We start from the raw sequence: 23511 nt of genomic DNA on the forward strand, positions 1-23511 counted from the left end.
TAGGCCCTAAACTATGATACACTGATTTATGAAGTTACAGAATTAACAATAATCAGGAGTGGTTTAAGACAATGCTGGAATTATCGGGAATATGCAAATCCTATCGCAGACAGAACATCCTTGACGGGGTGGAACTCACGGTCAGACCGGGGGAGTGCGTGGGGATTGTGGGATATAACGGCTGCGGGAAAACCACTCTTTTGTCTATTATTGCAGGCGCATTAAAGGCTGACAAAGGAAGCATCCTGTTTAACGGGAAGCAGGCGGTGGGCCATCCCCGCGTGTTTGCAGAGGAAGCAGCCTATGTCCCCCAGGAGAATCCCCTGATGGAGGAACTGTCGGTCAGGGACAACCTGATGTTGTGGTACCGGGGCAGCAGGACAAGGATGGAAGAAGACCTGCGAAGCGGCGCAGCCGCCATGCTGGGAGTGGATAAGATGTTAAACCGCACGGCCGGCAAGCTTTCCGGAGGTATGAAGAAGCGGGTCAGCATTGCATGCGCCCTGTCCAACCATGCGCCTGTGCTGATCATGGACGAGCCGGGGGCGGCCCTGGACCTGGAGTGCAAGGAACTGATACGGAATTACCTGCGGGAGTATATGGCAGGAGGCGGCGCCGTGGTGCTGACATCCCATGAACTGGCTGAACTGGCCATGTGCACGGATATGTATGTGCTGAAGCAATGCCGTTTGACAAAGATCGTTAATGGTTCGTCAGCAGAAGAGCTGATCCGCCAGTTTCGATAGAAATACGAAGGCACATGCCACCCGGCATGGACCTGATGTAAGGGAGGAAAATAAGAATGAAATGCAAAAAATGTGGTGCTGAGTACGGGGAAGACGTAAAGTTCTGTACCCAGTGCGGCGCTCCTATGGGAGATGAAGGCCAGGATTCCCAGGCAGGGACAGAGCCTGCCATGGATGCCCAGGCAGATGGGGAATTAGAAGCCGGGACAATCAGCGCAGAGGCGCCGGCGCCGGAAGAAGGACAGCCGGAGGCGGCAGAGACGGTTACTGAGCCTGCTGAAGAGGCCGGGACAGAGCCATCACCGGCAGAGCCTGCTGTCAAGGCAGAAGAGCCAAAGGCAGACGGTCCCATGTCGGTTCCGGTACCGGCGTCAGGCGAACCGGAGCCAAACAAGAAGTTCCTGAAGATCCTGTTCGCGGTCATCGCGGTATTGGCAGTGATTGCCGTCGCGGCAGTGGCATACGTGAAGATGAATGCCAAAGACCCCAAGCAGGTGGTAATCGATGCATTTGAGAAGGTCTATACCGAAGGCCAGGTGTTCCCGTCAGAGGAACTGTTCGGCTTTAAGGATTTCTCAGAGGCAGCGCTTAAAGCTGACATGGAAAGCGGTCTTACCCTTAAGATGGACAGCTGCTCCGACCCGGATGTAAACCAGTTTGCGGGAAGCGGGCTGCGTCTCGAGGGCAGGAGTGACAAGACAAATGGCAAATCCTCCTTTAATATGGGTGTGATTTATAATGGGATGGACCTGGCTAACCTGGATGCCTACTACGGTGAGGACACCCTGATGATGGCGGTTCCTGAACTGAGCGGCAGGGTGTTTACCCTGGACCTGGGAGAAGGCCTTGGGGAGCGCATTAAAAATTCACCTACAGTAGGTCCGCTGCTGGCAGAGAACGGCGTGGATGTGGACGGACTGGCCGGATACTTTACAGACCTGATCGACGAGGCCGAGAAGGCTGAGGAAGAGGGCAAGGCCCCATTTGATATCGAAGCCCTGCTTACCCGCTACAGGGAAGGCAGCAATGCACAGGAGAATTTCAAGGCGGCCATGACCGTTGAGAAGGCTGACAAGGGCACCTACACCATGAACGGCGCGCAGGTCAGCTGCCAGGGATACGATGTGACGATCAGCAAGGATTCCATGATTGAATTCCTGCGCACCTCTTCTGATTTCTTCCTTCAGGATGAGACCTTGAAGGCGGATTACCTGAAACAGCTGGAAGCCACGGTCAGGATGAGCGAGCTGATGGGCAGCGCCATGACCGGCATGGGTTCCATGTCTGCCGAGCAGATGCAGGAACAGGCCTACGATGAAGTAAAAGATGCTGTGGATGAGATGATTACATATCTGGACAAGTCCCTGACCGATATCCAGATGACGGTTTATGTGGATAAGGACGGTAACCTTGCGGCGTTAGAGGGAAGCACAAACCTGTACGTGGATGATTCGCTTGCGGAAGAAGAGGGCTATGTTGCAGTGACATTTAACCTTACGCTGGAAGGCGGCGCATACCTGACACAGAACGTAAAGGGCAATATAACACTGGAAGACGCAGACGACACGGTTAAGGTGGACCTGTCAAAGCAGGGAACCTATGACGGAAAGATGCTGACCTGCGACCTGTCGGTGGATGTGACTGCACCGGATGCATCTGTTTATAACTTCATGTACACAGGCACCTATGATTCCAATGACGGCAGCTACCATGCCGCTGTGGAGCTTGGAGGCGAGGGTTCCCAGCTCTTTAAGATGTCTGCAACCGGTATTGTGGACCAGATGGAAAAGGGCAAGGCTTACCATATGGATATCGATGCCCTGGAGATTGCCGCCATGGATAATTCCATGAACATGGTACTCAGCGGCGAGCTTTACAGCCGTCCGTTAAGCGCTGAGGTAACACCTCTTGATGGCGAGCCGATGGACGTACTGTCAGCAACCGAAGAGGACTGGAACAATGTCCTTATGGAAATGGTATTCGGCATCATCGGACTTTCAGGACAGCTTGAAGTTCCCATGGGCTGATGCCAAAAACGGTAAAACAGGAATAAAACAGGGCCTTTGGTTCATTTCCGTCCGGAGATGGGCCGGGGCCGGATCATAACAAAAAGGAATGGGGAAATATGTCTGCACGTCTGGTTTATCTCAAGCTGGAGTTAAAACGAGCATGTAAAAAGCTTCCCCACATCATTGCAGGGGCAATCGTGCTGTTACTATTAGCGGTTACGGTTGCCTTTTTGGCAAGCAGGATGTTGTATGGGGAGCAGGCAGCAGGGAGGATTACCGTGGGGGTAGTGCTTCCTGAGGGTGATGCCGTGGCACAGAAGGCGGTGGCCATGGTCAGCTCCCTGGAAAGCGTAAAAAGTATCTGTGATTTTGAATATATGGACAAGGAAGAGGGCATCCGGAAACTGAAGGAAGGGAAGCTTTATGCGGTGATGGAAGTGCCTGAAGGATTTGTGCAGGATATCATGAACGGGACCAACACGCCTGTGCGGATTGTACTGCCTGGGGGCGCGGGTCTGGAGGGCAGGATATTCAAGGAACTGACGGACGCAGGGGCCAAGACCCTGGGGGCCAGCCAGGCGGGAATCTACGCCGGGGATGAACTCTGCGTCCTGGAAGGCATGACGGACTCCATCCCTGTCCTGGAGGCGGACCTGAACCGGATTTTCATGGGATACAGCCTGCCAAGGATGGACTATTTCAGGAATATGAAGGTGACTGCCACAGGGGATGTGGATACCCTGCATTTTTATGGTATCAGCGCGGCGGTGCTGTTCCTGCTTCTGTGTGCCATTCCCGTATCGGCGTACCTGTCACCGGCCCGTCCCGTGATGAAACAGAAGCTTAAGATACTTGGAATCGGGAACGTGACGGTCCTGGGGGTCAGGATACTGGGCCTGGGACTGCTTCTGGCAGCGGTTGCACTTCCGGCGGCGGCAGCGGCCGGCGGCGCGGGATTCATTCCATGGGGGGTGAAGACCGTGCTGCCTGTGACCGCCGTATGCCTGTCGGCTGCTTCCATGATCGTGTTCCTGTATCAGGCTGCGGGAAGCCTGATGGGAGGCGTCATGCTGCTGTTTTTGACCGTGACGGCCATGCATTTCATGGCAGGCGGATTCCTTCCGCTGGTGTTCCTTCCGGCATCCATCCGGGCGGCGGCGCCGTTCCTGCCGTCCTATATATTCATGGAGGGCATGAAGATGGCGGTGACGTCTGTCATGGACCCTGTCATATTTGTCAGGCTGGCGGCTGTCATGGCGGTATGCTTCCTGCTCAGCCTGTGGGTGGAGGTGGGAAGACGATGAAAAAGGTCATGATCTGGTTCCTCCTGTCCTGCAAGCGGTATGTGCGAAAGCCATCCTTCCTGGTCATCCTCCTTCTGCTTCCCCTTGGAATCCTGGCGGCAGACAGGAGCCAGGGCCATAAGGAGCAGGAGATTAAGATTGCTGTCAGCGTCCAGGGAGGCGATGGGAATGAACTGGGCCGGCGGCTGGCAGAAAGCCTTGTGAACCGCGGGCGGGGCGTTGATGCGGGTATGTTCCTCTTTTACGAATGCAGGGATGAGGAACAGGTAAAGGATGAGGTGGCTTCCAGACGGGCGGAATGCGGCTATGTGATAACGGAAGGACTCCGGGAAAAACTGGATTCCGGCAAATACAGACGCAGCATCCTTGTTTATTCCGCTCCCTCCACCGTGGCGGCATCCCTATCCACGGAAACCGTGTTTGCGGCGCTGATGGAGATTTACGACCGGGATTTACTGACAGCCTATGTGGCGGAGGAAAGCCTGTTTGATTCCCTGGGAGCGCCGGGAAGCAGGGACAGGGAACAATCTGCCCTGGAGGCCGGCGCACTGTATGACAAATGGCTTGACAATGGAAGCACCTTCCGGTTTGAATACAGCTTTCAGGGTCAGGAAGGGGCCGCAGACCTGCCCGGTACGCAGACTCAGGAGACCGTGTTCCCGGTAAGGGGCATGGTTGCTGTTTACGTGTTCGTGACAGGCCTTTACGGGGCCGTGGTGCTGTGCGGGGATGAGGAGAGAGGGCTGTTCCTGCCCCTTTCCTATGGTTACAGGACGCCCTGCCGCCTTGCATCCATGGCGGCTCCCGTGGCCATGGCAGCCGTGTCCGGCCTGCTGGCTTTGTGGGCCAGCAGAAGCCTTGTTGGCCCTGTAAAGGAAATCGTGGCAATGGCGGTCTACTGTATGGCTGTGACGGCTGTTTCCTGGCTTTTAAAGGTTATCTGCCGCAGGCCCCAGGTCCTGTGCTGTATCATTCCTTTTTTTGTCATCGGAAGCCTTCTGTTCTGCCCGGTGTTCATTGACGCGGGACGGTATCTGGATGTCCTTGACCAGGTTGGGAAAATATTCCCGCCCTGGTATTACCTCAGGTGGTTCGGATAATAAACATTGTATTCTGATGTAAAGGCTGGTATAATAAGGGTTACGGTAACTATAAAGGAGATGATTCTGTCCGGCGCACTTGATGCTGCACAATCAGCAGCATAAGTGGAACGTGGAAACCAAGATGATCAGAACTGCATAAGGGACAAGGCCTGTATCTACAGGTTCTGTTGTCGTGCCAGCATGATTATCAGGAATTCCGCGTTAATACGATTTAACATTAACTGTGGGATTCTTCCACAGTTTTTTTAATCCCCATAGTTACCGTAAGCTGCCGTAATCCAAATTGAAAGGACAGGATATCATGAAGAATTTATTGAAAATGTTAAAAGAAAAACCAGCTTTATATGAGGCCTCGCCTGTGAATATGTGGGATGACCCACATATATCAAAGCAGATGCTGGCCGCGCATCTGGATGAAGGATTCGATTCCGCAACAAGGAAGATGGATTTTGTAAGGGAATCCGCAGGGTGGATTGCATCCCTGCTTCCGCCTGAACGTTACAGGAGGCTTCTGGACCTGGGCTGCGGTCCGGGTATTTATGCTGAACTGTTCTGCCATAAGGGGTATGAGGTGACCGGCGTGGACATATCGAGGCGCTCCATCGGGTTCGCCCGTGAGTCGGCCGGACAGAAGGGTCTGGCAATCCAATATTGCCGGAAGGACTATACGGCGTCCGGCCTTGGGGGCTGTTATGACCTGATTACCCTGATATACTGTGATTTTGGCGTGCTGGCCCGGGATACGCGGATGACGCTGCTGGCCCGCATTTACGATTCCCTGGCCCCGGAAGGCGCATTGCTGTTCGATGTGTTCAAACCGGTAAGATACAGCGGGATGGAAGAAACCAGGGACTGGAAGGTGGAGGAAAATGGTTTCTGGCATGAGAAACAATACCTGCTGCTCCATTCGTTCTGGCGGTATGATGAGGACAACACATTCCTGAACCAGTATGTGGTTGGGATGGAAGATGGAACCGCCTATTATAATATCTGGGAGCATACCTTTACATTTGAAGAGCTGGAACGGGATTTGAGGAAGGCCGGATTTGGCCGGATACAGTTCTACGGCAATGTTGCCGGTAAAAAATGTGAAGATGCAGATGATACGATCTGTGTCCTGGCTATGAAGTGACAGTAAACAAAAAACCCGGATTCCATGATTGAAATCCGGGTTTTTCCTGCAAGTGCAGAAGAAGGGAGTCGAACCCTCAAGGTATTACTACCACACGGACCTGAACCGTGCGCGTCTGCCAATTCCGCCACTTCTGCGTCTGATGCCAGGCTGTTGTCTCAGGCAACGAAAGTTATTATAAGATAGGTTGGCCTTTTTGTCAACACTATTTTCAAAAAAATTTCCTGTGATTACCAAATTTATTGCGCATAAAACTTACATAAAAAAAATTAGAAAAAATTTCAAAAAATAGTTGCCAATTTAAAAACTCTGTGATATACTATCATTCGTGTTGCGGGAGTGCTGGAATTGGCAGACAGGCTAGACTAAGGATCTAGTGGTTGTATGATCGTGTGGGTTCAAGTCCCATCTCCCGCACTATTTGTAAGAGGAATCTTTGCTGGATTGCAAAGGTTCCTTTTTTTCTGCGCATGTGGTTCCGGACACACCTTGGGACAGGCCCGGGATTTTACAAAATACAGGTGTAATTTGGGATGGGATATGCTAAAATGAAAACATGTGGATAAGAACATATGACCTGAGAGTGACAGATCAGACGATGTGTATATAAAACCGGCGGCAGTGTGGGAATCGCTCATGTCCGGTTCCGGTAGAAGGAGGCATTATGGATTTAAATACAATACTTACACTTCAGGAGGCTGGGGTGGATACAGAGGGCGCAGTGAGGCGGTTCAGCGGCAATTCAGGGCTTTATGAGCGGTTCCTTAATAAGTTTTTATCCGACCCAACCTTTGGGATGGTGTCGGATGCATTTGCGACAGGGGATGAGCAGAAGGCCCTGACAGCCACCCATACCTTTAAGGGGCTGACGGCCAACCTGGGGCTTACAAAGCTTTATGATATTTCATCTGAGATGGTGAACCTGATAAGGGGCGGTGATTATGGGGCGGCGGCCGGGACTTTCCCTGACCTGAAAACCGCATATGATGAAATCTGCGGGATTCTGGAAAAAGGCTTTCTTTAAAAATACTCCATGGAACGGAAGTGCGGATTCACGGGGATCCGTAGAGAGGAAGAATTGACATGCGTCAGCGAGATACGATTCTGATAGTAGATGATATGGAGGTTAACCGGGTCATACTGAGCGGTTTGTTCCAGGAAGAATATCATCTGTTGGAAGCTGAGAACGGAGAACAGGCCCTTCTGCTTCTGAAGCAGTATCACAGCAATATAGCAATCATGCTGCTGGATGTGGTCATGCCTGTTATGGATGGATATCAGGTCATGAAGGAGATGGGGGGCAGCGGACTTCTGGGTGAGGTGCCGGTGGTGGTCATTACAGCAGATAACTCCCTGGAAGGGGAACTGCGCTCCTTTGACCTGGGCGCCTCGGACATCATTGTAAAGCCCTTTGAGCCACATGTAGTGAAGCGGCGTGTACATAATATCATTGAGCTTTACCTGCATAAGCATAACCTGGAGGACATGGTGGACCAGCAGGCCCATAAGCTGAAGGAATCCAATGACGTGCTGGTGGACGCCCTGTCCTCTGTCATTGAGTACAGGAGCCTGGAATCGGGCCAGCACATAAAGCGGATCCGCCTTCTTACCAAGGTCCTTCTTCAGGAACTGGCCAAAAACTGTCCGGAATATGGACTGGACCAGCATAAGATTGAGGTGATTGCATCTGCCTCAGCCCTCCATGACATTGGCAAGATTGCCATTGAGGACCGCATCCTCAACAAGCCCGGGCGCCTGACCCCGGAGGAGTTCAATGTGATGAAGACCCATACCACCAAGGGATGCCAGATACTGGAAAGCCTGGGGCGGATGAGTGACAAGGAATATCTGCAGTATGCCTATAATATCTGCCGCTATCACCATGAACGGTGGGATGGAAAGGGATATCCGGAAGGACTCTGCGGGGATTCAATCCCGGTCTGCGCCCAGGCCGTGTCGGTGGTGGATGCATTTGACGCCCTGACTTCGGACCGGGTATATAAGAAGGCAATCCCTTACCAGCAGGCCGCCAATATGATCCTCAATGGGGAATGCGGCACATACTCCCCCAGGCTGATGGAATGCTTTAAGCCGGTGCTGCCGGTGCTGTCCGCCCTGTGCCAGAAGTATGCCGACGGCAATGTGCCCTTTGGGGACCCGCTTAACATGCAGGACCAGGAGCAGGCTGCGGTTGAGAACGGCATCAGCGCGCTTCAGTTGGAGCAGCTGAAATACCTGGCCATGCTGCGTTATGAGAATACGATGGTGGCCGAGGTGGATTTTTCTTCGGGAAGCTATCACCTGGTATATGCGCCCAATCTCCGGATTAAGCGTGCCTTTCAGGGAGAGCGCCTGGAGGATGCGGCAGAACGGTATATTTCCGAGATGGTCAAACCGGAAGACCGGGAGTACATGCAGATTGCATGGAAGGAGGAAATGCCCGGGTTCTTTGCGCAGGGACTGTTAAAGCAGTCCTGGAAGCACCGTGTCAGGGAAGGGCTGGGCTGGTGCTGGTATGAGCTGACCATCCTCAGGATTGATACGGAGCATCCGCGCCAGAGAAAGGCCCTGCTTTTGTGGAAAGCCCTGGAGGAGGATTTGGCTGGGGAAGGGAAACAGGCTGTTCCTGAGGATAAAGATGACAGCCGGATCCTCCATCAGATATTAAAGGGGATTTCCCGTTACCGCAACGACCAGTGGTTTACCATCCTTGATATTGACGATGGATTCATGGGATATGGAAGGGATGCCATCCGCAGTAAGTTTAATGACCGCTATCTGGAAATCATCCATCCGGAGGACAGGGGACGTGTTAAGAAGGAACTGCTGGACCAGCTGAACAGGGGAAGTGAGTTTGAGCTGGAGCACAGGGTGATTGATGCGGATGGATGCATCAACTGGGTGCTGACCAAGGGCTGCCTGATGACGGACCGGTCGGGCCAGGAGTATCTTTACAGCGTGGTCATTGATATCAACCAGACAAAACATGCCCAGGAGGAACTGCGCCTTGGCCTGGAGCGGTATAAAATCGTCATGGAACAGACCAACGATATCTTTTTTGAGTGGGATGTGGAAACAGATACGGTTGCCTATTCCTCTAACTGGAAGACAAAGTTCGGATACGATCCCATCTCAACCAGGGCATCGGAGCGTATACCCAAGATATCCCATCTCCATCCGGAGGATATGGCCCCCTTTGGGGCATTCATTAAGGAAATGCGTTCCGGCAGACGTTACGGGGAGCTGGAGTTCAAGGTATCGGATTCCAGGGGCCGCTACCAGTGGTGCAAGCTCAGGGCAACCATGCAGTTTGATGACCAGGGAAGGCCGTGCAAGGCAATCGGGATTGTGATAGATATCAATGACGAGAAAATGGCGGCCCAGGAACTGAAGGCCAGGGCTGAACGGGATACCCTTACCAAGCTGTACAATAAGGCCTCTGCCCGCCAAAGGATTGAATACATGCTGGTGAACCGGGAAGAGGGGGAAGGGCTTGCCCTGTTCATCATTGACATTGATAACTTTAAGCTGGTCAATGATATGTACGGTCATATGTTCGGCGATGCCGTGCTTACCAAGATTGCGGCCCAGCTCTCCCGTCTGTTCAGAAGCAGCGATATTGTATCGCGTATCGGCGGGGATGAGTTCATGGCCCTGCTCCAGGGCGTGCTGAACGGGGATCAGGTGCGGGTGGTTGCGGACCGTATCCTGGAATGCTTTGACCGGGTCCTGGAGGAACTGCCCAAGGAATGCAGTATTACATGCAGCACGGGAATTGCAGTGTGCCCGGAAGATGGGGAGGATTTCCAGACCCTGTTCCAGAAAGCGGATGTGGCCCTGTACCATGCAAAGGCCTGCGGCAAAAAACAATACCAGATTTATGAACAGTCCATGGAGAATAAGGCATATGGCCAGAATGCCCCAAGACAGACAGCTGCCAACACGACCATCGAATCGGAGGAAGGCAGTGAAGTGGTGTTGAACGACCTCCTTCCACGGGCCTTTAATATCTTCAGCAAGGCGGTGCAGCTGGACCGGGCGGTTGAGAATGTGCTGGAGCTGCTGGGGGAACGCCTCCAGGTAAGCCGTGCCTATATATTTGAGAATTCAGAAGACGGCCGGTCCTACAGCAATACATTTGAATGGTGCAGGGAGGGAATCAAGTCCCAGAAGGATATGCTCCAGGACATGCCATACGCCGGTCTGAGCGTGGATTATAAAAGCTTTTTCAACGAGAGGGGCATCCTCTACTGTGATGACATAAACAAGCTCCCGAAGGATATAAGGGAGAATCTGGCCAGCCAGGGAATCCAGTCCATGCTCCAGTGCGCAATCAAGGATAATGGTGAATTTAAGGGCTGGGTGGGTTTTGACGACTGTACGTCCAAATGCATGTGGACCATCAGCCAGATAGAGGTCCTGTCATTTATCTCCGAACTGCTGTCCCTGTTCCTTCTAAAGCGCAGGGCCCAGGACAATGCCATGGAGCTGGCGGAGGATCTGCGCACGGTGCTGGACCACCAGAATTCATGGATATATGTGGTGGATGCAGAGACAAGGGAGCTTCTCTATATCAATGAGAAGACCCACGGGATTGCCCCGGATTCCAGGGTGGGGATGCGCTGCCATGAAGCGTTTTTCTGCAGAAATGAGCCTTGTATCAAATGTCCGATGAATGATATTAGACAGAAAATCAACTGTACGCTGGAGGTATATAACCCAATCCTTAAGGTATGGTCGCTGGCGGATGCCTCCCTGATCCGCTGGGGAAAGCGGGACGCCTGCCTTCTTGCATGCCATGATATCACCAAGTATAAGGAAGGCCGGGAGGAAATAACAAAGAATTAAGATTTTCAGGGGCACATATGGAAGGAACGGAATATCCTGATTATAAAGAAACAGGTGCTGCCTGGTATCAATAGCCGGATACCCTCAGTGTACCGGGGCCAACCCCCTGTACACTGGGGGTATTGTATCCCTGATCCATACCCGGCGGCGCCAAGAGGAGTTACCATATGAAACGTTGTGTACCACTAGAGCCGGCAGCGGAAGCTGTCTGCGAGGCCAATTCCAAACCGCCCCTTATATTTGAACTTCCCCCTGCCCAGGGAAGGATGGCGTTAGAAAAGGCCCAGGACAGTCCGGTGTACAAATATCCTGCCCAGGTAAGCCGGGTCAGTGTCAATACCGGAAGATGGGGGACGATACCGGTTTACCTGGTGAATCCGGGCAATACGCCGGCGTTGTCCAATGTGATTTTCTTCATCCACGGCGCCGGCTGGGTGTTCGGCAGCTATCATACCCATGAGAAGCTGGTGCGGGAGCTGGCGTCCAGGACCGGTTCCCTGCTTATCTTCCCGGAATACAGCCGTTCCCCGGAGGCACGTTACCCTGTGGCCATTGAGCAGTGCTATAGCGTACTGTGCATGGTGCCGGAATTGGTCCGGTCCATGGGCTTTACCGCCAATCCGGGAACGCTGACCGTGGCCGGGGACAGCGTGGGAGGCAATATGGCCACGGTGATGACAATCATGGCAAAGTACAGGAAAGGGCCTGCCATCCATAAGCAGCTGCTGTATTATCCTGTGGCCAATGCCTGTTTTGACACATGTACCTACCGTGAATTCGCGGAAGGATATTATCTGTACCGGGCCGGGATGGAGTGGTTCTGGAACCAGTATACCATGTGCCAGAAGGACAGGAACCAGATAACAGCATCCCCGCTCAGGGCTGTAAGGGACCAGTTAAAGGGGCTGCCTCCTGCCATGATCCTCAATGGGGAAGCCGATGTGCTCCGGGATGAAGGCGAGGCCTATGCCAGGCGCCTGAGGGAAGCCGGGGTGGATGTGACCGCCATCCGCTTCCAGGCCATCATCCATGATTTTGTCATGCTCAATTCCCTGGACCAGACCAGGGCGTGCAGGGCTGCGATGGATGTTTCCACGGAGTGGATAAACCGGAAAAACAGATAACAGCGGCCCCGGTTTTTCAGGTAAAAAGGAAACATCTTGAAATTAACCTGCTTATATTCTATACTAAGTAACAACAAACAGTCGGACCGTACATACCCTGGCAGCAGGAAAATGGGATGTACGGGACTGAATTGCATAAGAGGGGCGGGCAGGTTATGATAAAGGTATTTCTTGTGGAAGATGAGGTTGTCATGCGCAATGGCATCAAGAACAACATTCCGTGGGAAAAGGAGGGCCTCATGTTCGCAGGTGAGGCAAGCGACGGGGAACTGGCGTATCCCATGATAAAGAAAGCGCAGCCGGACATCCTGATTACGGATATCCGCATGCCGTTCATGGACGGACTGGAGCTTTCAGAGCTGGTGAAAAAGGAATTCCCCAAAATCAAGATCATCATCCTCAGCGGTTATAATGAGTTTGACTATGCAAAACAGGCCATCCACATCGGGGTCACGGATTACCTCTTAAAGCCCATTACCGCGTCCAAACTGCTGGAGGCAGTGAAAAAGGTGGCGGATGTGATTGAGAAAGAGAGGGAAGAGGAGGGGATGCTGGAGCGTTACCGCCTGGAGATGGCGGAGAACACGGTGCTGGAGCGCCAGCGCCTGTTCAAGGATCTGGTGACCAGCCGCATCAACTTTAAGGAGGCCTTTGAACGGGGGGAGGAGCTGGGCCTGGAGCTGTCGGCCTCCTTTTACCAGCTCATGCTTTTTAAGCTGGTTCCTTCCGGCCCTTCCAGCATATGGTCCGACATGGTGGTTTCCTGCCAGGAGGCCATTGAGGAACATATGGAGGGAAGGTCCCACATCCTTGTATTTGACCGGGGGGACGAGGGCTGGGCCTTTATCCTGACCGGGGAGTCCGAGCAGGAGGTGGGGCGCAGGATGAAGGAATGCGCGGTCCGTCTGGGGGAACTGGTGCATACATACAGGGACATACAGTATTTTGGCAGTATCGGGAGCTGTGTCAACCGGCTGGGGGACCTCCAGCAGTCCTACCAGCAGGCCAGCCAGGCATTTGCCTGCCGCTTTTTCTCGGAAATGAACCAGGTGGTGGATTACAATCAGATGGAGCAGATGTTTTCCGCCACAGGGGAACCCATTGACATCCATTCGGTGGACGGCTCCAAAGTAAACCGGAAGACCCTGGAGAATTTCCTGAAGCAGGGGACCGCAGAGGAGGCCAGGGGCTTTGTGGAGGAATATTTCCAGAATGTGGGTGAGAAGAATTACCAGTCCTTCATGTTCCGCCAGTATATCATCATGGACTGCTATCTGTGTGTGCGCACCTTCCTGGAGGAACTGGGAATGGATATGTTAAAGCTTCCCGAGGGAGTGGCTGACATGGATATGGTGCTGAAGGAAAGCCACTCCATTACGGCCTTAAAGGAGAGCCTGATCCGTCTGTTTGAGGGGACCATGCTCCTTCGGGACAGCCAGACAGCCAGCAAATACAGTCAGGTGCTGGAGGAGGCCAGGGCGTTCATCCGTGAGAACTATGCCAAGGAGGAGATTTCCCTTAACACGGTGGCTGCCAGGGTGAACATCAGTCCCAGCTATTTCAGCTCCATATTCAGCCAGGAGATGGGCGTGACCTTTGTGGAATACCTGACCGGCGTCAGGATGGAGCGGGCCAAGGAACTGCTCATGTGCTCCAACATGAAAACCACTGAAATCGGCTATGAAGTCGGGTATAAGGATTCCCACTATTTCGGATATCTGTTTAAGAAGACAGTGGGATGCACGCCAAAAGAGTACCGGGCAGGAAGCAGGGAGCGCTTATGAGGGCGCCCGGACAGTTCCGGGAAAGGGAAAAACGGCTTTTAGACCGCCTTCCCCTGGAAAAAAGGCTGAACACCATGACATTCATCATCATCATCCCGCTGACCGTGCTGGTCATCTATCTTATGGCCACTGTGGTGAAGTTCTGCAATGCCTATAACCAGAGCATTGTCAACATCACGGATGTGAATAACAGCATGGCGTATTTCCGGGAAGACCTGGACTACACCATGTACCGGATTGCAATCGGCACCATGACCTACCAGGATATCCATGATATGCCTGAGGAGGACAGGCCATATGGATGGGAACAGATAAAGGATCCCCATGAGATGATTAATTCCACCAGGAAGGTGTACCGCCAGCTCTTAAAGCGGACCACGGATGATGGGAACCGGCGCAGGATTACCTGGATCATCCACTGCCTGGACCAGCTGGAGGACAGGGTCAATGAGATAGAGGACAACCTTCCCTACGGCGGCTATGACAAGAACATGCAGCTTCTGGACATGGGAGTCTATATGCTGACAGAGGATATCGCGGAACAGAGCCAGGAATACATCTACTATGAGACGCTTCATGTGCAGGAAATCCAGCGGCAGCTGGAACGCCAGGAACGCACGGCCATGGTGGTAAGCCTGAGCCTCCTGGGGATGATCCTGGGCCTGGGCCTGATCCTCAGCCGCAGGATAACAAAGAGCGTCACGGAGCCAATCCAGAAATTATGCAACGAGACGGAACGGGTGGCGCGGGGGGACTTTACCTCGGGGCCGAAGATTGAATCAGGGGATGAACTGGCTATCCTCACCGGAAGCTTTGACCATATGAAAGGGGAAATCGGCCGTCTGATTGAGGATATACGCCAGGAGCAGAACCAGCGCAGGGTCATGGAGCTGCAGCTTTTGCAGGAGCAGATCAATCCGCATTTCCTCTACAACACCCTGGACACCATTGTATGGCTGGCAGAGGGAGGGCAGAACCGGGAGGTGGTGGACATGGTTACCTCCCTGTCCGAATTCTTCAGGACCACCTTAAGCGGGGGAAAGGATTTCATAACCATCAAGGAGGAGATGGGCCATATCGAGAGCTACCTGCAGATTCAGAAAATCCGCTACCAGGATATCCTGGATTATGAAGTGACGCTGGATGAATCCCTGGAAGAGTACCGCATACTCAAGCTTACCCTGCAGCCTCTTGTGGAAAATGCCCTCTACCACGGCATTAAGAACAAGCGGGGCAGGGGCCATATCTGGGTCCGGGGATATGCCAGGGACGACATGGCTGTCTTCGAGATCCGGGACGATGGGGCCGGGATGACGCAGGAGGAAATGGAGGCGGTGCAGCGCAAGCTTAAGGGCGGGGACCGGCCTTCGGACAGGAACGGATCAGCCTCCAAGGGCGGGTTCGGGCTGTTCAATGTGGCGGAACGGCTGAGGCTTAACTATGGAGGGCGGTGCAGCCTGGAATTCCACAGCGTCCAGGGAGAGGGGACCACTGCGCTGGTATGCATCCCTCTGGACATGGAATATGAGGCTGTTTAAAAAATCCCCCCTTTTTTCGTAAAAAAACACCCGGAAGTATGAACAAACTGTGAAAATTCGAAAAATCGTGTACAAAACAACGGAGAAATTCCGTTGTTTTTGTTATTTACAACTGGTATCATATAACCATCAACAAGGGGAAACAAAACATCAAATCTAAGGAGGTTTACGTATTATGAGGAAGAAAACATTAAGTGTTGTATTAGGTGCAGCAATGGCAGCGTCCCTGCTTTCAGGGTGCGGCGGAGGAAGCAAACCAGCTGACGCAACAACGGCGGCTCCCGCAGCAGAGACAACCGCAGCTCCTGCAGCTGACACAACAGCGGCTCCTGAGGCTGACACAGAGGCTCCCGCAGCTGAGGCGGCATCTTCAGATGACCTGATCGTGGTTGGATATGCCCAGGTCGGAGCTGAGTCTGACTGGAGGACAGCAAACACAGAGTCCTTTAAATCCACATTTACGGAAGCAAACGGATATAAGCTGATTTTCGATGATGCACAGCAGAAACAGGAGAATCAGATTAAGGCCATCAGAAGCTTCATCCAGCAGGACGTTGATTACATCGTGGTAGCGCCCGTGGTTGAGACCGGATGGGAAGCAGTCCTTCAGGAAGCACAGGAAGCTGGGATCCCGGTCATCCTGTCCGACCGTATGATGGATGTGGATGAAAGTTTATATGAGTGCTGGGTTGGCGGCAACTTCATCAAGGAAGGTGAGGACGCGGGCAACTGGCTGGCTAAGTACTTAGAGGACCAGGGCAGGGGCGATGAGGAAATCAACATCGTAACCCTTCAGGGAACCATCGGAGCATCCGCACAGGTTGGCCGTACGGACGGTTTTGCAAACATCCTTGCACAGCACAGCAACTGGAAGATGTTAGATAAGCAGACCGGTGAGTTCACACAGGCCAAGGGCCAGGAAGTCATGGAATCCTTCTTAAAATCCTATGACGATATCGATGTGGTAGTGGCTGAGAACGATAACATGGCATTCGGCGCAATTGATGCAATCAAGGCAGCAGGCAAGACCTGCGGACCTGATGGTGACATCATCATCTTCTCCTTCGACGCAGTTAAGGCGGCATTTGACGCAATGATAGCAGGCGACTTAAACGCAGCATTTGAGTGTAACCCACTTCACGGACCACGTGTGGATGAAATCATCAAGAAGCTGGAAAAAGGCGAGACGGTTGAGAAAATCCAGTATGTAGACGAGGCTTACTTCGATACATCCATGGATCTGGAAGCCATCAAGGCTGAGCGTGCTTATTAATAGTCATTAGAGGAAAGGCGGTGGGGAGAGTCGTTTCACGGCTCTCCCCCTTTTAGGGCCTGGCAGCCAGGCAGACAGCAAAAACGTGCCCTGTGGATGGGGCGGAAAACGGTAGAAAGGCGGAAATCGCATGGAGCAGAACGTTGTTTTGGAAATGCGGGGGATCAATAAGAATTTCCCCGGTGTAAAGGCACTGCAGAATGTGGATTTTACTTTGAGGAAAGGCGAAATTCACGCCCTTATGGGTGAAAATGGTGCCGGAAAGTCTACGCTGATAAAGGTGCTGACCGGTGTGGAGGAATTTGAGACCGGCACAATCCGAATTGATGGTTCGTCCAGCACAATCATCAACCGGTCGCCCCAGGAAGCGCAGGAAAATGGAATCAGCACAGTGTACCAGGAGGTCAATCTCTGTCCCAACCTGTCCGTGGCAGAGAACCTCTATATCGGCAGGGAGCCAAAACTTGGGCCTATGATTGACTGGAAGGCCATGAAGAGGAATGCGCAGGAACTGCTTAAGAGCCTGGACATCTACATTGATGTGACGGCGGCAGTGGAGAATTACTCCATCGCCATCCAGCAGATGATAGCCATTGCCCGGGCAGTGGATATGTCGGCCAAGGTATTGATACTGGATGAGCCAACCTCTTCCCTGGATGACGGTGAGGTGGAGAAATTATTTGTGCTGATGCGCCAGCTGCGGGATAAGGGAATCGGAATCATTTTCGTGACACATTTCCTGGAACAGGTGTATGCGGTCTGCGACAGGATCACGGTCCTCAGGAACGGAACCCTGGTGGGTGAGTTTAAGACAGAGGAACTGCCCAGGGTACAGCTGGTGGCCAGGATGATGGGTAAGGATTTTGATGACCTGGCAGCCATTAAGAAGGAAGGCGTTTCCACGGTAAAGGAGGATGTGATCATCCGCGCCAAGGGACTGGGACATAAGGGAACCATCAAGCCCTTTGACCTGGATATCCACAAAGGCGAGGTCATCGGGCTTACAGGACTTCTGGGCTCTGGACGTTCCGAGCTGGTCAGGGTCATCTACGGAGCGGATAAGCCTGACAGCGGGGAGCTGACCGTGAAGGGGAAGAAGTTAAAGGCCAGCACACCCATTGATGCAATGATGCAGGGAATGGCGTACCTGCCCGAGAACCGCAAGGAGGAAGGCATCATCGCCGACCTGTCCGTGCGTGAGAATATCATCATTGCCCTTCAGGCCAAACAGGGCATGTTCAAGCTGATGTCCAAAAAGGAACAGGAAGAATTTACGGATAAATACATTGATATCCTCCAGATTAAGACGGCTGACAGGGAGACGCCCATCAAGCAGCTGTCAGGCGGCAACCAGCAGAAGGTAATCCTGGGAAGATGGCTTCTGACCCAGCCGGATTTCCTCATACTGGATGAGCCGACCAGGGGTATTGACATCGGAACCAAGACAGAGATACAGAAGCTGGTACTCAAGCTGGCTGAAGATGGGATGAGCGTGGTGTTCATTTCCTCAGAGATTGAGGAAATGCTCCGCACCTGCAGCCGTATGGCGGTCCTGCGTGACGGCGAGAAGGTAGGGGAGCTGGCAGAGGGCGAGCTGAGCCAGGATTCCATCATGAAGGCAATTGCAGGAGGAGGGGAAGAATAATGGAAAAAGTGAAGAAGATAACAGGATACCGGCTTTTTCTCCCGCTGTCCTGTCTGCTCATCGTACTGCTGATCAACCTGATAACAACGCCTACATTTTTCAAGATATCCATTACCAATGGAGTCCTCTACGGCTACATCATCGATGTCATCAACCGTGCCAGCGAGCTGGTAGTGCTGGCAGTGGGCATGACCCTGGTGGTGTCCGCCTCGGCTGGTACGGATATTTCCGTGGGCGCAGTGATGGCGGTGGCTGCTTCCGTGTGCACCCGCATCCTTGCGGCAGGGGAGGTGTCGGTCAATGAATACGCCAACCCTTATATCCTGGCGGTCCTGGGAGGCCTGGCCGTGGCGGTTGTGTGCGGCTGCTTTAACGGTTTCCTGGTGGCGAAGCTGAAGATACAGCCCATGGTGGCGACCCTGATCCTGTTCACGGCAGGGCGCGGCATCTCACAGCTGGTTACCAACGGACAGATTACATATATCCGTGTGGACGCATATAAGCTTCTGGGCAACAATATTCCGGGAATCCCCATCCCAACCCCGATTTTCGTGGCTGTAATCGTGGTGGCCCTGACCTATGTGCTTCTCAAGAAGACGGCCCTTGGCATGTATATACAGGCAGTGGGCATCAATGAGCGGGCCTCACGGCTGGTGGGACTTAAATCCACCAAGATCATCTGGCTGGCCTATGCGTTCTGCGGCCTATGCGCAGGCATTGCAGGACTGGTGGCATCCTCCCGTATCTATTCCGCGGACGCCAATAACATCGGTCTTAACATGGAGCTGGACGCCATTGCGGCCGTTGCCCTGGGCGGAAATTCACTGGGAGGGGGAAAGTTCTCGCTGCTGGGTTCCGTCATCGGCGCCTATACCATCCAGGCCCTGACCACCACCCTGTACGCCATGAGCGTGCCTTCCGACCAGATTCCCGTGTATAAGGCAATCGTGGTCATCCTGATTGTGGCGGTACAGTCTGAGGAACTTAGGAAACTGAAAAAGCGCATGACTGCAAAACATACATCCAAGACAGTGGAAGGGGGAGCGGCATAATGAAAAACAGCAATAAGAAAAAACTGGACGGCAACTCCTTCCTGCTGGTCGTGACTATCGTACTGTTCTTTGCAATGTACATTGTGGGTATCATCATGTTCGGTGACCGCGGATTTGCAAAGGTACAGAATTTTCTGAACCTGTTCATCTCCAATGCCGGACTGATTGTGGTGGCTACCGGCATGACCATTGTCATGATTACGGGCGGCATTGATATTTCCGTTGGCTCCGTGGTGGCCCTCATATGCATGATGCTGGCATGGATGATGGAAAAGGCGGGAATCGGCGCGGTTCCGGCAATCATCATCGTGCTCATGACAGGCTGTGTGTTCGGCCTGGTGCAGGGCTTTTTGGTGGCGTACCTGAAAATCCAGCCCTTTATCGTGACCCTGGCAGGCATGTTCTTTGCAAGAGGCATGACCTCCATCATCAGCCAGGAGATGATAAGCATTAACAACGAAACGTTTAAATCCATTGCAACCTTTAAGATGTACCTGCCCTTTGGGGGATACCTGAACAAGAAGGGAATCATGATATACCCTTATATCTATCCCAGTGTCATCATTGCCCTTGTGGTGCTCCTGCTGATTTTCGTGGTGCTGAAATATACGAAATTCGGACGCTCCATCTACGCCATCGGCGGAAATGAACAGTCAGCCCTGCTTCTGGGCCTGAATGTCAGGAAAATCAAGCTTCAGGCTTACATACTGGATGGCTTCCTGGCCGGACTTGGGGGACTCCTGTTCTGCATGAATACCTGTTCCGGTTTCGTGGAGCAGGCCAAGGGATTTGAGATGGATGCCATTGCATCATCTGTAATCGGCGGGACCCTTCTTACGGGCGGTGTGGGAAATGTAATCGGCAGCCTGTTCGGAGTGCTGATTAAAGGTACCATTGAATCATTTATCACCTTCCAGGGGACGCTGTCTTCCTGGTGGGTAAGGATTACCATTGCGGCGCTGCTTTGTTTCTTTATTGTGCTGCAGAGTTTGATTGCGGCGTTTAAGAGGAAGAGTAAGTAAGAGATGGGCGTTTGGCGGATGAGGCTGGCGGAGGCTGCGTCCGCGGAGGATGCCAGGACGGGCGGCGGTTTGGGCGCTCAGTTCCGGAGGCCGCAGCTTCTAAGACCCTGACAGGCGGAAAGACGGGGGACCGGTGCTATTCGCTGAGAAATCCTGATGGACTTTCTCAGCTCAGAGCACCTTGGATTCTTGCTTTGATGCAGGAATCCACCCCCGTCTTTCCGCCTGCCAGAATCTAAGAAGCTGCGGCCTCCTCCACAATGCGCCCAAACCGCCGCCCGCCCTGGCATCCTCCGCGGACTGGGGACTTCCGGCCGGATATGGGCCAAATGGCCAGGAAGGCAGGTCAATTGTTTCAATGGTGGTTAGAGGCGTAGGATTTCGATGCCTACCAGGCCCGGACCGGTGTGGACGGCCATGGAGGGGACGATGGATTTCTCCATGATGAGATGTCCGCTTGGAATGCCTGAAATCAGCCTGGGACGCAGGGCATTGGCAGCTTCCTGGCCCTGGCCGTTTAACAGTGCGGTCAGGCATGGGCCGCTGCCGGCAAATGCCCGGGCTTCTTCCAACAGCCTGGACTGCCCATGTCTTGCTCCGCGTATCTTGGCAACCGTGTAATAAACGCCGTCATCATCACAGGAGATGATGGGCTTGATGTTTAACATGCTGCCTACCACGGAGGTGACCAGGCCGATGCGGCCGCCCTTGCGCAGGTAGGTCAGTGTATCCATGTAATAGAATACTTTGGAATCCTTGACTTTCTCAGGAAGTATTTCCGTCAGTTCATCAAAGGTTTTTCCTTTTTCTAATTCCATGGCAGCCCAGACAGCCAGGACTCCGGCGCCAAAGGATATGTTCCGGGTGTCCAGGACAAAGGTGGTCAGGTCCTTTTCCTGCTCCAGGACGCAGCATACCGTGTTGTAGGTCCCGCTTAAACCACTGGATATGCAGAAGGCCAGGACATGGGTGTACCCTTCTGATTTGATTTCTTCTGCCATGCTCTGTACTTCCTGGGGACTGGGGGTGGATGTGATGGGAATCTCACGGGGGAAACGCTGATAAACGGTTTCAGCCGTGATGTTCATGTCGTCAACATAATCCCCTTCCGGGTAAATGACATGAAGGCGCATCACCTTCATGTGGTATCTCTGAACCAGCTCTTCTGATACATCGCAGCCAGAGTCAATTAATATTGCAGTCTTCATACAGCACCTCCGTATGTAGTATTTAAAACTATATATTAAAGTATCTCATAATATATAGGCTGTGTCAAGGTGAAAGGTTGGATGGAATGTAATTTATAAATAAAGTTGTATGTACAAATTTTTGAGAATTAAAAAAGTTATCAATACTTATTGACAATGATGGATGAAAAATGTATAGTAGGAGTATAGAAGATTTATTGGAGAAATGAACGGAATTGATTGGAAAATTTATGGGGGAATCAGTGAAAAGTACTGATGACTGCATGGGCTGGGCGGTAAGATTCGTTTGGTGTTGGGAAATAGCGAAAGATAAATGGATTGTTGGTATAAAACAAGTTGTACGTACAGAAGTGCTGGTGGTGTAGGTCTGGTGGTATGAGACTTGGTGATGTGGCTGGTGGCTGGTGGCTGGTGGCTGGTGGCTGGTGGCTGGTGGCTGGTGGTTGATGGTTGATGGTCGAAAACTGAGAATTGATGATTGATGGCTGAAAACTGAAAACTGAGGACTGATGATTGAAGGCTGACATATGAGAATCACGCCCTAAGACTCGGGAATCAGGATTAGATGGATGCAGGCATGACCGGGGGATGAATAAGGAAAAGGAACAGGGATGCTTATGGGGATACAGGAGCCTAAGTATAAGGCAGTTTATAACTGGATTGTTGATAATATCAACAGCGGGGAGCTGAAGGCGGGAGACAGGCTTCCTTCGGAGAATGAGCTTAGTGCGCGGTTTGGGCTGAGCCGTCAGACAATCCGCCATGCCATTGACCTTTTAGGACAGCAGAAGCTGGTGACCAGGGTCAGGGGCAGCGGGACCTATGTGGGCGGGGAAGTCAGGCAGGGACGCCGGGAGCGGTATATGAATATTGCTGTCATCAGTACGTATGTGGACAGCTACGTGTTCCCCACCGTGTTAAGGGAGATTGAGAGCGTGCTGTCCGGGAAGGGATATACGACCCAGATTGCATTTACAGGCAACCGGGTTGGCAGGGAGCAGGAGATATTAAGTAACCTGATTGATAAGGATATCATTGACGGGCTGATTGTGGAACCGGCCAAGAGCGCCCTGCCCAATCCCAACCTGCATTATTACAGGGAACTGATGAAGCGGCAGATACCTGTCCTTTTCTTTAACAGCAATTATCCGGAACTGGGGCTGCCCTACGTGGCCATGGATGATGTCCGGGTGGGAAGGAAGGCTGTGGAGTATCTGGTGAAGGCCGGACACGGGCGGATTGGAGGCATTTTCAAGTGTGATGACGGCCAGGGACTCCTTCGGTATAAAGGATTCATGCAGGGGATGCAGGAAGCCGGGCTGAGGGCAAAGGACCGCAGTGTGGTATGGATTGATTCAGAGGATCTGGTGGATATGGAATATTGGTCGGACTATCTGTTTCGCAGGATAGGGGACTGTACGGCCCTTGTGTGCTATAACGATGAGGTGGCTTATATACTTTCAGGAATCTGCGAAAGACGGGGAATCCGTATACCGGACCAGTTATCGCTGGTTGGCATTGATAATTCCGAGCTTTCCACACTGGCCGATGTGCAGATTACATCCCTTCCCTATCCTATGGAGGAACTGGGCAGGAAGGCGGCGGAGAATATTGTGAAGATGATTGAGAATCCGTGTTTTGACGGGAATTACCTGTTTGATTCAGATGTGGTGGAACGGGTTTCCGTGAAGATACTTGGCAGTGGCAGCTAAAAGGAGGCGGC

General features: G+C 52.6%; 16 protein-coding genes and 2 tRNA genes. 16 read left to right on the top strand and 2 right to left on the bottom strand.

The window, feature by feature from the left end:
• Window positions 1–71 precede the first annotated feature (71 nt).
• The 5 genes from MCJ35_RS04105 (at window position 72) to MCJ35_RS04125 (ending at window position 6294) form a co-directional block, all read left to right on the top strand.
• Window positions 72–746 carry an ABC transporter ATP-binding protein gene (locus MCJ35_RS04105; RefSeq protein WP_008722396.1) on the top strand — a complete coding sequence of 225 codons (675 nt, stop codon included), beginning with the start codon at window positions 72–74 and terminating at the stop codon, window positions 744–746.
• A 56-nt stretch (window positions 747–802) separates the two neighbouring features.
• Window positions 803–2773, top strand: coding sequence for a zinc ribbon domain-containing protein (locus tag MCJ35_RS04110; RefSeq protein ID WP_240299368.1), 1971 nt, complete (start codon window positions 803–805; stop codon window positions 2771–2773).
• Between the two features lie 98 nt (window positions 2774–2871).
• A complete protein-coding gene (locus tag MCJ35_RS04115; protein ID WP_025482836.1) occupies window positions 2872–4059 on the top strand; it encodes an ABC transporter permease in 1188 nt (395 codons plus the stop codon).
• On the top strand, window positions 4056–5159 hold the full coding sequence (locus MCJ35_RS04120; protein WP_025482834.1) for a hypothetical protein: 1104 nt from the start codon (window positions 4056–4058) through the stop codon (window positions 5157–5159). Before MCJ35_RS04115 ends, MCJ35_RS04120 begins: the two co-directional genes overlap by 4 nt.
• A gap of 304 nt (window positions 5160–5463) precedes the next feature.
• Window positions 5464–6294: a class I SAM-dependent methyltransferase gene (locus MCJ35_RS04125; protein WP_025482832.1), complete on the top strand. Its 831-nt coding sequence runs from the start codon at window positions 5464–5466 to the stop codon at window positions 6292–6294.
• Window positions 6295–6347: 53 nt separating this feature from the next.
• Here the strand turns inward: MCJ35_RS04125 and MCJ35_RS04130 are convergent.
• A tRNA-Leu gene (locus tag MCJ35_RS04130) sits at window positions 6348–6431 on the bottom strand.
• A 196-nt stretch (window positions 6432–6627) separates the two neighbouring features.
• On the opposite strand from MCJ35_RS04130, the gene MCJ35_RS04135 reads away from it, so the two are divergent.
• From MCJ35_RS04135 to MCJ35_RS04180, 10 genes are all read left to right on the top strand, one after another.
• Window positions 6628–6711: transfer RNA gene (locus MCJ35_RS04135), tRNA-Leu, on the top strand.
• A gap of 247 nt (window positions 6712–6958) precedes the next feature.
• Window positions 6959–7318 carry an Hpt domain-containing protein gene (locus MCJ35_RS04140; RefSeq protein ID WP_025482831.1) on the top strand — a complete coding sequence of 120 codons (360 nt, stop codon included), beginning with the start codon at window positions 6959–6961 and terminating at the stop codon, window positions 7316–7318.
• A gap of 59 nt (window positions 7319–7377) precedes the next feature.
• The gene (locus MCJ35_RS04145) at window positions 7378–11142 is read left to right on the top strand and encodes a sensor domain-containing diguanylate cyclase/phosphohydrolase (RefSeq protein ID WP_025482829.1); all 3765 of its coding nucleotides are present in this window, start codon (window positions 7378–7380) and stop codon (window positions 11140–11142) included.
• Window positions 11143–11309: 167 nt separating this feature from the next.
• Window positions 11310–12266, top strand: a complete 957-nt coding sequence (locus tag MCJ35_RS04150) for an alpha/beta hydrolase (protein ID WP_025482828.1) — start codon at window positions 11310–11312, stop codon at window positions 12264–12266.
• 155 nt (window positions 12267–12421) lie between these two features.
• The gene (locus tag MCJ35_RS04155; RefSeq protein WP_025482827.1) at window positions 12422–14050 is read left to right on the top strand and encodes a response regulator; all 1629 of its coding nucleotides are present in this window, start codon (window positions 12422–12424) and stop codon (window positions 14048–14050) included.
• Window positions 14047–15588, top strand: coding sequence for a sensor histidine kinase (locus MCJ35_RS04160; RefSeq protein ID WP_050927334.1), 1542 nt, complete (start codon window positions 14047–14049; stop codon window positions 15586–15588). Before MCJ35_RS04155 ends, MCJ35_RS04160 begins: the two co-directional genes overlap by 4 nt.
• 175 nt (window positions 15589–15763) lie before the next feature.
• Window positions 15764–16861: an ABC transporter substrate-binding protein gene (locus tag MCJ35_RS04165; RefSeq protein ID WP_025482826.1), complete on the top strand. Its 1098-nt coding sequence runs from the start codon at window positions 15764–15766 to the stop codon at window positions 16859–16861.
• Window positions 16862–16991: 130 nt separating this feature from the next.
• Entirely contained in the window at window positions 16992–18506 is a 1515-nt protein-coding gene (locus MCJ35_RS04170) for a sugar ABC transporter ATP-binding protein (RefSeq protein WP_008722414.1), read from the top strand.
• On the top strand, window positions 18503–19558 hold the full coding sequence (locus tag MCJ35_RS04175) for an ABC transporter permease (protein WP_025482825.1): 1056 nt from the start codon (window positions 18503–18505) through the stop codon (window positions 19556–19558). Before MCJ35_RS04170 ends, MCJ35_RS04175 begins: the two co-directional genes overlap by 4 nt.
• Window positions 19558–20580 (top strand): ABC transporter permease subunit, encoded by a 1023-nt coding sequence (locus MCJ35_RS04180; protein ID WP_008722416.1) that lies wholly within the window; start codon window positions 19558–19560, stop codon window positions 20578–20580. The genes MCJ35_RS04175 and MCJ35_RS04180 overlap by 1 nt, the downstream gene beginning before the upstream one ends.
• Window positions 20581–20945: 365 nt before the next feature.
• Here the strand turns inward: MCJ35_RS04180 and MCJ35_RS04185 are convergent, their stop codons facing one another.
• Window positions 20946–21788, bottom strand: coding sequence for a DegV family protein (locus MCJ35_RS04185; protein ID WP_025482824.1), 843 nt, complete (start codon window positions 21786–21788; stop codon window positions 20946–20948).
• A gap of 617 nt (window positions 21789–22405) precedes the next feature.
• Here MCJ35_RS04185 and MCJ35_RS04190 point away from each other — a divergent pair.
• Window positions 22406–23500 carry a GntR family transcriptional regulator gene (locus MCJ35_RS04190; RefSeq protein WP_025482823.1) on the top strand — a complete coding sequence of 365 codons (1095 nt, stop codon included), beginning with the start codon at window positions 22406–22408 and terminating at the stop codon, window positions 23498–23500.
• Window positions 23501–23511: the final 11 nt, after the last annotated feature.

The sequence above is a fragment of the Enterocloster sp. OA13 genome (genome assembly GCF_022440595.1).
Taxonomy (GTDB): domain Bacteria; phylum Bacillota; class Clostridia; order Lachnospirales; family Lachnospiraceae; genus Enterocloster; species Enterocloster hominis.